Origin of the sequence: Streptomyces sp. CNQ085, from assembly GCF_022614595.1 — a bacterium.
Taxonomy (GTDB): Bacteria; Actinomycetota; Actinomycetes; order Streptomycetales; family Streptomycetaceae; genus Streptomyces.
This window is the reverse complement of record NZ_JAJFAU010000035.1, coordinates 24,448-34,852: the sequence shown is the minus strand read 5'-3', so window position 1 is coordinate 34,852 and position 10,405 is coordinate 24,448. Positions and strand designations below refer to the sequence as shown.

Below are 10,405 nucleotides of genomic sequence, written 5' to 3'. Positions count from 1 at the left end.
CCGCCAGCGAGACCGGAGGGTCGGCGGGCAGCGCCCGCAGGGCCGGCGCCGCGTCCACCAGGTGTCGGCCGCAGGCCATGTGAGCTCCCTGGCCGTGGACACCACCGGGCGCGCCAGCGCGGTGGGGGTGCGCGGCAGCCTGTACTGGCTCACCCACCGCGACGGACCGGCGCGGGTGATCGCCGACACCCCGGGGGTGCGGGTGCGGCTGCCGGAGATGCTCGGCTCCACCGGCCGGGTCGCCTACGTCACCGACGCCGGGGGCGAGGACGCGGTGGAGGTCGCCGACCTGCCCAGGGCCACCGGCGCCCGCGAGCCGGTGCGGTCGGCCGCGGGGCGGCTGGGCCGGGTGCACGAGCTGACCGCCTCGCCGGACGGCACCACCCTGGCCGTCGCATCGCACGACGGGCGGCTGCTGCTGGTGGACACCGGGGCCGGGGACACCGGCGGGACCGCCGGGGCGGGTACCGGCGAGGTGGCCGAGGTCGCCGAGGTCGCCGAACTGGTCCGCTCCGTCAACGGCCCCGTCCGCCATCTCGCCTTCTCCCCCGACTCCCAGTGGCTGGCCTGGGCCCACCCCGGCACCGACGGCGCGCTCACCCGCGTCCGGATCGCCCGCCTGTCCGACCGCACCGTCCTGGACGTCACCGAGGGCCGCTTCGAGGACGAGCAGCCCGTCTTCACCCGCGACGGCCGCTATCTCGCCTTCCTGTCCTGGCGCGGCTTCGACCCGGTGTACGACGTGCACACCGGCGACCTGTCCTTCCCGCTGGGCTGCCGCCCGTACCTGGTGCCGCTGTCCTCGGCCACGCCCTCGCCGTTCGCCCTCTCGCCCGAGGGCCGCCCGGCGGCCGGCGGCCTGGACCCGGACACCCTCGGCGAGACGGCCGGGGAGGAGGGGACGGTGCTGGTGGAGGCCGAGGGGTTGGCCAGCCGCGTCACGCCCTTCCCCGTGGCGGCCTCGAAGTACTCCTCGCTCCATCCGGTCAGCGGCGGCGGGCTGGTCTGGCTGCGCTGGCCGATCTCCGGGGCGCTGGGCGAGACCTTCGCCAACCCGGCCGACACCTCCGGCCGCCCCACCCTGGAGCACTTCGACCTGGTCAAGGCCAAGCGCACCGAGCTGACCGGCAGCATCGACTGGTTCGCGGTCAGCGGCGACGGCACCCGCCTGGTGATCAACGACGAGGGCGATCTGCGGGCCGTCCCTGCCAACGAGTCCTCCGACGGCGACTCCACGACCCACCTCGACCTGCGCCGCATCCTGCACGATGTCGATCCCCGCGCCGAGTGGCGGCAGGCGTTCGACGAGGCGGGACGGATCATGCGGTCGTACTTCTGGGACCCGGGCATGTCCGGCGTGGACTGGGAGGCGGTCCTGGCCCAGTACCGGCCGCTGGTCGAGCGGGTCGCCTCACCGGACGAGTTCGCCGACCTGCTGCGCGAGACGGTGGGTGAGCTGGGCACCTCCCACGCCTACGTCGCGCCGGCCCGGCGCGACGAGGGACCGGCCCACTACCAGCGGCCGATCGGGCTGCTGGGCGCGGACCTCACCCGTGACGGGGAGGGCCGATGGCGGGTGGAGCGCGTCCTGCCCGGCGACTCCTCCGATTCCCGGGCCCGCTCCCCGCTGGCCGGCTCCGGCATCCGCGAGGGCTCGGTGCTCACTCATGTGGACGGACGCCCGGTGGACCCGGACGCCGGTCCGTTCCCGCTGCTGGCGGCGGCCGGCGGCACCACCGTCGAGCTGGCCTTCCTCACCACCGAGCCCGGCGACGGCCCGGACGCCGTCCCGCGGCGCCCCCGCCGCGTCGCCGTCGTCCCCCTCGTCGACGAGCGCCCGCTGCGGTACCAGGACTGGGTGAGCCGACGGCGCGCGGTGGTGCGCAGGCTCGGCGACGGCAAGTGCGGATACCTGCACATCCCCGACATGGGCGGCTCCGGCTGGGCACAGTTCAACCGCGACCTGCGCATGGAGGTCTCCCGGCCCGCGCTGATCGTGGACGTGCGCGGCAACGCGGGCGGCCACATCAGCGAGCTGGTCGTCGAGGCGCTGACCCGCGCCATCCTCGGCTGGGACCTGGTGCGCCACGCCCAGCCGGTCAGTTACGCCTCCAACGCCCCGCGCGGCCCGATAGTGGCCCTGGCCGACGAGGCCACCGCCTCCGACGGCGACATGATCACCGCGGCGTTCCGGCTGCTGGGCATCGGCCCGGTGGTCGGCGCCCGCACCTGGGGCGGGGTGGTCGGCATGACCGGGCGCCACCGGCTCGGCGACGGCACGGTCATCACCGTGCCGATGAACGCGGCGTGGTTCGACGGGTACAGGTGGTCGGTGGAGAACCACGGTGTGGAGCCCGACATCGAGGTGCTGCGCACACCGACGGACTGGGCCGAGGACCACCACCCGATGCTGGAGACCGCGGTGCGTACCGCGCTGGACCTGCTGGAACGTCACCCCGCCGCCGCTCCGCCCGGCTACGACGACGTCCCCGACCGCAGCCGCCCGCCGCTGCCGCCGCGACCCTGACGGCCCGGCCCGGGTCCCGCGGGTCCCGGGCCGGCGCGTCCCGGCAGCACCCCGGCGGGATGCCCGAGGAACACCGGGCACCGGCCGCCCCGCCTTCCCCGTCAGGGACGGGCGGGGACTCGCAGCACCTCGTACTCGGTCAGGTCCACGTGCCTGGTCACTCTGGCGAACTCCCCCGTCGTGCCCGGCCACATCGTGGTGTTGCGGCCGTTCGCGTCCAGGTACCAGCTGGCGCAACCCCCGGTGTTCCACACCGTGCGCCTCAGCCGCCGCTGGATGTGGCCGGTCCACGAGCGCACCGCCTCGCGGCGTGCGTCGAGCGCGGCCCGGCCGCCCTGTCCGGCGGACAGCCTCCCCAGCCACCCGAGGTAGTCGTCCAGGTAGTTCAGCTGGGCCTCGATCATGAGGATCATGGAACTGTTGCCGAGGGCGGTGTTGGGCCCGATGATCGTCATGAGGTTGGGGAATCCCGCGACCGTGGAACCGCGCAGCACCTCCACACCGTCCTTCCACGCCTCGGCCATCGTGATGCCGTCCGCGCCGGTGATCCGCTGGGCGATCGGCATGTCGGTGACGTGGAAACCGGTGCCGAAGACCACCGCGTCCACCTCGGCCTCGGTGCCGTCGGCGGCCACCAGGGTGTTGCCGCGCACCTCTTTCAGACCGGAGGCGACCAGGTCCACGTTGGGCCGGACCAGGGCCGGATAGTAGGTGTCGGAGAACAGGATGCGCTTGCAGCCTATGCGGTAGCCGGGGGTCAGTGCGGCACGCAGCACCGGGTCCTCGACGACCTTGGCCATGTGGCGTCTGGCGATCTTCTCCAGCACGCCGAGCCGCGCGGGATGCCTGGTGAAGGCGCTCACCTGGAGCTCCCTGACCCGCCAGAGCGCCCAGCGACGCAGCGTGCGTGCGAGGGGCACCCTGGCGTACAGCCGGCGCTCGGCCGCGGTCATCTCCCGGTCCATGCGCGGTACGACCCACGGCGGGGTGCGCTGGAAGACGGTGAGCCTGTCCACCAGCGGCTGGATGGAGGGGACGATCTGGACGGCGGACGCACCGGTGCCGACCATGGCGACGCGCTTGCCGCGCAGGTCGTAGCCGTGGTCCCACCGGGCCGTGTGGAAGACCTTGCCGGTGAAGCCGCCCAGGCCGGGGATGTCGGGAATCTTGGGGTCGGAGAGCGGCCCGGTGGCCGAGACGAGCATGTCGGCGGTCAGGGTGCCGTGGCCGGTCTCGATCTCCCAGCGCAGTGCCCCGGTGTCCCAGCGGGCGCTCAGCACCTCGGAGTCGAAGCGGATGTGGGGGCGCAGCCCGAAGGTGTCGGTGACCTTCTCCAGGTAGGCGCGGATGTGCTCCTGTCCGGAGAAGGTCCGCGGCCAGTCGAAGTCGGTCGCGAACGAGAACGAGTAGAGGAGGGAGGGCACGTCGCAGGCACACCCGGGATAGCTGTTGTCGCGCCAGGTTCCGCCCACGGAGTCGCGGCGCTCCAGCACGACGAAGTCCGTGACGCCCGCGCGGCGCAGCCGTACGGCGACGCCCAGGCCGCCGATCCCCGCCCCGATCACCGCCACCCGTACGTGTTCGTGTCCGTGTCCGACCATGCCGCCTCCCGATCCCAGATGCCCGCGCCGCGTCCTCGCCCGTGAAGCACACCAGTGATCACTGGCCTGGTTGGAGGGTAGGACAGGAGCACGCCCTCGGACAGGGAGTGTGGTGGGGCCAGATCACCGCTGGTCGCACTCCGGCGCGGGCGTCCGGGCGCGCGCGCCGCCCACGCGCGCCGCCCACGCGCGCCGCCCACGCGCTCCGGTGGACGCGGGACCACCGGCGGCCGGTGCGGCACGGCCGGGACGTGTCGTGTGTGGCCGCCGCCGGCCCGGCAACCCGTTACCTCGATGGTGCACACACAGTCCGGCTCCGCGACGCCCTCCGACCGCCCCTCCCCCTCGGCCCGCGCCGTACGCGCGGTGCGGGCCGAGGTCTCCTGGGGCGCACGCTCCCTGCGCCGCGCCCGACGGGGACCGGGCCGGGAGCGCGACGCCGTCGTCCAGTCCCTGAAGGCCGCGCTCGCCGCCGTCCTGGCCTGGCTGGCCGCCGCCTGGCTGCTGCCCGACGCCTTCGCCCTGATGGCGCCCTGGGTGGCGGTGGTCCTGGTGCAGGCCACCGTCTACCGCTCGGTGTGGCAGGGGCTCCAGCAGACGGCGGCGATCGCCCTCGGCACGGTGCTCGCCGCGGCCCTGGTCATCCCCTTCGGCCATCCGGTGCTGGTGATGATCCTCGTCCTGCCCGTCACCACCCTGCTGGGCAACTGGCCACGCTTCGGCGCCCAGGGCATCTACGCCTCCACCGCCGCCCTGTTCACCCTCGTCCCCGGCGAGGCCACGCCCGGCTCGGCCGTCTCCCGCGTCCTGGCCGCCCTGCTGGGCACCGCCGTCGGCGTCGGCGTCAACGCGCTGCTCCTGCCGCCCGTCCATCTGCGCAGCGCGCGCGAGGCGGTGGACTCCGCCGTCCGTGAGGCGCGGGAGATCGTGACCGAGGTCGCGGACGGCCTGGACGAGCCCTGGGAGCACGACCGCGTCCGCGGCTGGTACGACCGGGCCTGCCAGCTGCCCCGGCTGGTCCGCGGCCTGGAGTCCGCGGTCGGCTGGAGCCGCGAGAGCACGCGTCTGAACCCCGAGAGCCGCCGCCGCGCCGAGGCGGCGCGGCTGACGGCGGCGTACGCGGAGACGCTGACCACCCTGGAGGACATCGCCGAGCGCCTCACCGTCCTGACCCGGACCCTGGTGGAGGCCGCCGGGGAGGGCGACGACGTGCCCCGGCCCGGCCACGAGGTCACCCGCCCGTACTCCGGTTTCCTCCGGCGGGTGGCCGACGCCCTGGGCGCCTACGGGCGCACGGTCACCGGCGACGACCCGGAGACGGCCCGGCGCGAACTGCGCGAGGCCGTCGGGGAGATCCGTGCCGAGCAGGACCGGCTCCGCGCCGAACTCCCCCGGCACGCCGCCGCCGTCCCCGAGGGGCTGGCGGTGCTGGGCCCCCTCCTGGCGGAGTCCCGCAGGCTGGCCGCCGGTCTCCTGCCGGGCGGGCGCGGCGAGGGCGACGGGGACGGCGACGCGGGCGGCGCCTCCGGCCGTCAGGGCGCGTAGACGGCCGTCACCGGCGCGTGGTCGCTCCACCGGCCCGCGTGGTCGGCCGCGCGCTCCACGTACGCCTTCACCGCCCGCCGCGCCAGCGGCTCGGTGGCCGCGTGGAGGTCGATGCGCCACCCCGCGTCGTTGTCGAAGGCCCGGCCCCGGTAGGACCACCACGAGTACGGCCCGTCCTGGTCCGGGTGGAGACGGCGGACGACGTCGGCGTAGCCGGCCTCGCCGAAGACCCGGCCGAGCCAGGCGCGCTCCTCGGGCAGGAAGCCGGAGTTCTTCCGGTTGGCCTTCCAGTTCCTGATGTCGGCCTCCTGGTGGGCGATGTTCCAGTCGCCGCAGACCAGGACCTCCCGGCCGGCGGCGGCGGCCCGCTCGCGCAGCCCGGCGAGGTAGGGCAGGAAGGCGTCCATGAAGCGCTCCTTCTCCTCCTGCCGCTCGGTGCCGACCTCGCCCGAGGGCAGGTAGAGGCTGGCGACGGTCAGCCCCGGCAGGTCCACCTCCAGATAGCGGCCGGAGTCCGTGAACTCGCTCACCCCGAACCCCACCCGCACATCCTCGGGCGCACGCCGGGTGAGCACCGCCACGCCCGCGCGCCCCTTGGCCGCGGCGGGGGCGTACGCCGCGTGCCAGCCCTCCGGATCGCGTACCTCGTCGGGGAGTTGGTCCGGCTCGGCGCGCACCTCCTGCAGGCACACCACATCCGCTTCGGTGGCGGCCAGCCACCGGGTGTAGCCCTTCTTCACGGCGGCGCGCAGCCCGTTCACATTGACCGTCGAAATCGTCAGCACACCGGCACCTTACGATGCGGGCATGCGCATCATCCCCGTCGCCTACGACCACCCCGACGCCGCGAAGCTCACCGATCTGGTGCAGCTGGAGTACGCCGAGCGCTACGGCGGCGACGGTGATGTCACGCCGCTGGCACCCGGGATGTTCTCGCCGCCCGCCGGCCTGTTCCTGATCGCGTACGACGAGCGGGACCGGCCCGTGGCCACCGGCGGCTGGCGGGCGATGGACGCGAACGGGGAGAACTACCGCGACGGCGACGCCGAGCTCAAGCGGATGTTCGTGATCCGCGAGGCCCGGCGCCAGGGCCTGTCCCGCCGCATCCTGGCCCTGCTGGAGGACGACGCCCGGGAGGCGGGGCGGCTGCGGATGGTGCTGGAGACCGGCGTCATGCAGCCGGAGGCCATGGCGCTGTACGAGTCGAGCGGCTACGAGCCGGCCGAGAAGTTCGGGGTCTACCGCCACGAACCGGGCAGCCGCTGCTACGCCAAACCGCTGCGCTGAGCCCCCGCGCCGTACCGCCGACCGCGCCGTGCCCGCCGGACCGCCTCCGGCCTCACCCTCCCGCCGGGACGGCGTACACCAGCAGGTTCCTCTGGTAGCCGCCGTTTCCGCGGTCGTACGGGGGCGCGCAGGTGACCAGGGTCAGCACCGGCCGTCCGTCGCGCCGGAACACCTCGTCGGGGAGCCTGTCCTGGTCGACCACCTCACGGGCCGTCACCTCGTACCGCAGCGGCGGTGCGTCCTCCCGCCCGACGGTGATCTCGTCGCCCTCGCGGACGCCGTAGAGCTTGGCGAAGGCGCCCAGGTCGCCGGTGCGGTCGTCGACGTGGCCGACGATGACGGCGGATCCGGCCCGCGCGCCCGGCGCCGGCCCGTAGCGGTACCAGCCGGCCCGTCCGGCGTCCCGGGGGACCTCCACCGTGCCGTCGTCCTCGACCCCGACGCCCTGGACGCGGGTCTCCAGGGAGAGCCGGGGGACGCTCAGCGCCACCGGCTCGGGAGCGGACACGCCGTCCCCGCCGCCCGCCCGGCTGTCGTGGACCCCGTACGGCGCCCCGGCCGCGGGCTCCTGGACCCGCGGCCGGTCGCCGAAGTCCTGCGGCACCGCGGCGCCGGAGGGCCGCAGTGACCAGGCCAGCAGTGCCGCAAGGACGGCGGCGACCACCGTGGCGGCCGTCACGGCCGCCACGGAGGGCCGCCCACCCCTGACGGAGGCGCGCACGGCCGTCAGCTGTCCCGGGCGTAGCGGCGGCGGGCGGCCAGCAGACCGGCTACCGCGACGGCGCCCGCGGTGCCCCAGGCCAGCCAGGCGGTGGCCGACTCGTTGTCCGCGGCCATCGCACCACTCTCACCGGCGTCCACGCCGCCCGGCGCGGAGGCCATGCCGCCGATCGTCTGCGTCTTCAGCGCGAGGTTCTCGTCCTCGGCGCTGCCCCAGGCGTAGACGACGGTGTTGGCGCCCTCACCGAGTTCCAGGTCGGCGGGGCCGATGGCCACCGTCTCGGTGCCGGCGAGGACCACATCCGCGCTGACGGTACCGGCGGGCACCTCCAGCGACTCCTCGTTGGGGTTGCTCAGGCCCTCGATGACCGGTTCTCCGCCCGCGCGGACGTCCACGGCCGGTGCGGCGGCCACATGCCGGACGGTCAGCCGGGACTGTCCGGCCGGGACGTCGGATGTGTCGTTGACGAAGGCGGTGAGCACGGGGTCGCCCTCCGCGCTCAGGTGCGCGGCGAGCGTGGCGTTCGCGCCGGCCGGGACCTCGACGCTCTTCTGGATGGCGGGGTCGCCGTCGGGACCCTCGCCGTCCGCGAAGATCTCGATGTCGTAGGTGCCCGGGTCCAGCGCCTGCGGCTCGGTCAGGGTGCCGGGCTCGAAGTCGGGGAGCAGTTCGTTCCCGTTGGCGTAGACGTCGACGGTGAGGCCGGGGACGCCGTGGAAGACCGAGACCGATGCCTTCTCACCCTGGTCGTGGGCGTCCGCGGCGGCGGGGACCGCCACGGCCAGGGACAGTGCGCACGCACCGGCGGTGACGGAGACGATCTTCCTGCTGCGCGAGTTCATCATCGGGATTTCCCTTCGTGGGAGCCCCGCTCGGATGCGGGACTTCACCCTCTCTTCCGGACTGCCGGCCCTTTCGGACACGCTTCGCGACGGGTTTCACCGAATTGACGGCCCGTCGCCTGTTGTGGGGGTTGGTCGGTCGGCTTTCCGCTGCGCCCTTCCCCGGGCGTTCTCACGGTGGTTGTCACGGTTCAGAGCGGGCCGGTCCAGGCCGGTCCCCCGCGTTCCCCCTGCTCCGAGGGCCTCGGGGGTGCGGCCCGGTGCGCTGATCCCCGCTGCCGCCAGGCGGCGCCTGCGCTCCTCCTCGGCGGCAGCCTGCTCAGGGTGGCGCCTGAGCCAGTATGGGTTGTCGTGCGACAGTCCGCCACTTATCCGCCCGTACATCCCGAATGTGAGGATGACCAGGCCCATCAGGAAGCTGAAGATGACGTTGGGCATGCGGAAGGCCAGGATGTTGGCGGACGTCTCCAGCAGGGCGAGGTTGGCGAAACCGCTGAGGATGAACAGCGCGCCGACCGTCATGTTGAGCGTGGAGGCGAAGTTGCCGCCGACGAACGCTCCTGCGATCAGGAGTGTTCCGACGGTCACCGAGATCAGGCTCAGCAGGCCGTTGCTGGACAGCCCGGCTATCTCGGAACCGGTGGTGTCGAAGAAGTCGAGCCGGTTGGCGAACCCGAGGATCCCGAAGACCAGCAGGATGGCGCCGCTGACGGCGGCTCCGTAGCGGTAGACACCGGCCAGTCGGTGGTCCAGGGGGAGTTCGTCCCTGATGTTCATGGTTCACCGCCTCCTCACGGGAGTTCACGGAGGGTCACAGGAGGTGTCGGAGCGCGTCCGTCCGCCGGCGCGAACGCGGTACTCATCCGCGGGCGCGCACCCCCGGCCGCGCCTGGGGGCGAGCCGGGGCGGTGAGCCGTCTCGGCGAGAGGGCGAGGTCCTCGTGGAAGGCCGGAAAGAGCACCCGGCACAGGGAACCGGCCGGTGCGGAGCCGCGGTCGCCCACCGAGGGGACCGCCGCCCGGGCCGTCGCAGGCGTCATCGCCTCGCTCCTCCCACCGAACGCGGGACGCGCTTCGGTACTGCCACCGTGGAACACATACCAATTGATGGCAAATCGCACCATTCCCGCGTCGACCGTCCCCGGGCACGTGGCGGACCCTCCGAAACCTCTCCTCCCTCCCGGACCGGCGGGGCCCTCCCCCGGACCGGCGGGACTCGGTACCGCCCCTCGTTCCGCTGACCACCCCGGCGAACTCCCGGCCGCCGGGCGGTCCGGCCTGGCATGCTCGGAAACCCGACCCCCGAAGGGATCACCGTGGCACCACGGCCCGAGCACGAGATCCGCACCGCCCTCCCGCCCGCGCTGGAGTCGATGACGCTGCTGGCCGCGTCCGTCATCGTCCACGACCGGGCCGCCGACCGCGTCCTCCTCATCCGGCGCGGACCGCGGGCCAAGTTCGCACGGGGGATGTGGGACCTGCCCACCGGCAAGAGCGACCCCGGTGAGCCCGTCACCGGGACCGCCGTACGCGAACTCCGTGAGGAGACCGGCCTGCTCGTGAAGGCCGAGCACCTGCGCCTGGCCCACGTCGTCCACGGGGCCCGGGCCGTCGAGTCCCCGAACGGCTACCTCACCGTCGTCTTCGCAGCCCACGAGTGGTCGGGCGAGCCCGGAAACCTCGAACCGGACAAGCACTCCCAGGTCCGCTGGACCCCCGTCGACGCCCTCCCGGAGAACTTCGTCCCCTCCAGCGCCGGCGCCCTCCGCGGCTACCTGGCCGGCGGCCCGCGGCTCTCCCTCATGCGCTGGAACACCTGAGCGCCCCGGACCCCGACCGCCCGCGAACGGGCCGGTGCCCTTCCCGGGTTCCCCGGGAAGGGC

The 10,405-nt window shown here is 74.1% G+C and carries 9 protein-coding genes and 1 pseudogene; 4 read left to right on the top strand and 6 right to left on the bottom strand.

The window, feature by feature from the left end:
- Positions 1-2,527 (top strand): S41 family peptidase (locus tag LJ221_RS09210; protein ID WP_241715297.1); only part of this gene is annotated, 2,527 nt, incomplete at its 5' end.
- 101 nt (positions 2,528-2,628) lie between these two features.
- Here LJ221_RS09210 and LJ221_RS09205 read toward each other — a convergent pair.
- Positions 2,629-4,128 carry an NAD(P)/FAD-dependent oxidoreductase gene (locus LJ221_RS09205; RefSeq protein WP_241715296.1) on the bottom strand — a complete coding sequence of 500 codons (1,500 nt, stop codon included), beginning with the start codon at positions 4,126-4,128 and terminating at the stop codon, positions 2,629-2,631.
- A gap of 294 nt (positions 4,129-4,422) precedes the next feature.
- Between LJ221_RS09205 and LJ221_RS09200 the strand changes: the two genes are divergently transcribed.
- Positions 4,423-5,673, top strand: coding sequence for an aromatic acid exporter family protein (locus LJ221_RS09200; RefSeq protein WP_241715295.1), 1,251 nt, complete (start codon positions 4,423-4,425; stop codon positions 5,671-5,673).
- On the opposite strand, the gene LJ221_RS09195 is transcribed toward LJ221_RS09200, so the two are convergent.
- Entirely contained in the window at positions 5,661-6,458 is a 798-nt protein-coding gene (locus tag LJ221_RS09195; RefSeq protein ID WP_241715294.1) for an exodeoxyribonuclease III, read from the bottom strand. The two genes, LJ221_RS09200 and LJ221_RS09195, sit on opposite strands and share 13 nt — an antisense overlap.
- Positions 6,459-6,480: 22 nt before the next feature.
- On the opposite strand from LJ221_RS09195, the gene LJ221_RS09190 reads away from it, so the two are divergent.
- On the top strand, positions 6,481-6,960 hold the full coding sequence (locus LJ221_RS09190; protein WP_241715293.1) for a GNAT family N-acetyltransferase: 480 nt from the start codon (positions 6,481-6,483) through the stop codon (positions 6,958-6,960).
- 52 nt (positions 6,961-7,012) lie between these two features.
- Here LJ221_RS09190 and LJ221_RS09185 read toward each other — a convergent pair whose 3' ends face one another.
- The 4 genes and pseudogenes from LJ221_RS09185 to LJ221_RS09170 form a co-directional block, all read right to left on the bottom strand.
- A complete protein-coding gene (locus tag LJ221_RS09185) occupies positions 7,013-7,648 on the bottom strand; it encodes a class F sortase (RefSeq protein ID WP_241715290.1) in 636 nt (211 codons plus the stop codon).
- Positions 7,649-7,686: 38 nt separating this feature from the next.
- Positions 7,687-8,526, bottom strand: coding sequence for a DUF4397 domain-containing protein (locus tag LJ221_RS09180; protein ID WP_241715288.1), 840 nt, complete (start codon positions 8,524-8,526; stop codon positions 7,687-7,689).
- Positions 8,527-8,793: 267 nt separating this feature from the next.
- A pseudogene (locus tag LJ221_RS09175) lies at positions 8,794-9,300 on the bottom strand (DUF4383 domain-containing protein); the annotation flags it as partial.
- Positions 9,301-9,382: 82 nt separating this feature from the next.
- Positions 9,383-9,562 (bottom strand): hypothetical protein, encoded by a 180-nt coding sequence (locus LJ221_RS09170; RefSeq protein ID WP_241715284.1) that lies wholly within the window; start codon positions 9,560-9,562, stop codon positions 9,383-9,385.
- Between the two features lie 243 nt (positions 9,563-9,805).
- Here LJ221_RS09170 and LJ221_RS09165 point away from each other — a divergent pair, with 243 nt between their 5' ends.
- Positions 9,806-10,342: an NUDIX domain-containing protein gene (locus LJ221_RS09165; RefSeq protein WP_241715281.1), complete on the top strand. Its 537-nt coding sequence runs from the start codon at positions 9,806-9,808 to the stop codon at positions 10,340-10,342.
- The last annotated feature ends 63 nt before the right edge of the window (positions 10,343-10,405 follow it).

What these genes read in the sequence shown, in the direction of transcription:
- LJ221_RS09165 (WP_241715281.1), top strand. Translation starts at nt 9,806, where the DNA reads ATGCTCGGAAACCCGACCCCCGAAGGGATCACCGTGGCACCACGGCCC.
- LJ221_RS09190 (WP_241715293.1), top strand. Translation starts at nt 6,481, where the DNA reads ATGCGCATCATCCCCGTCGCCTACGACCACCCCGACGCCGCGAAGCTC.
- LJ221_RS09180 (WP_241715288.1), bottom strand. Translation starts at nt 8,526, where the DNA reads ATGATGAACTCGCGCAGCAGGAAGATCGTCTCCGTCACCGCCGGTGCG.
- LJ221_RS09170 (WP_241715284.1), bottom strand. Translation starts at nt 9,562, where the DNA reads ATGACGCCTGCGACGGCCCGGGCGGCGGTCCCCTCGGTGGGCGACCGC.
- LJ221_RS09200 (WP_241715295.1), top strand. Translation starts at nt 4,423, where the DNA reads ATGGTGCACACACAGTCCGGCTCCGCGACGCCCTCCGACCGCCCCTCC.
- LJ221_RS09205 (WP_241715296.1), bottom strand. Translation starts at nt 4,128, where the DNA reads ATGGTCGGACACGGACACGAACACGTACGGGTGGCGGTGATCGGGGCG.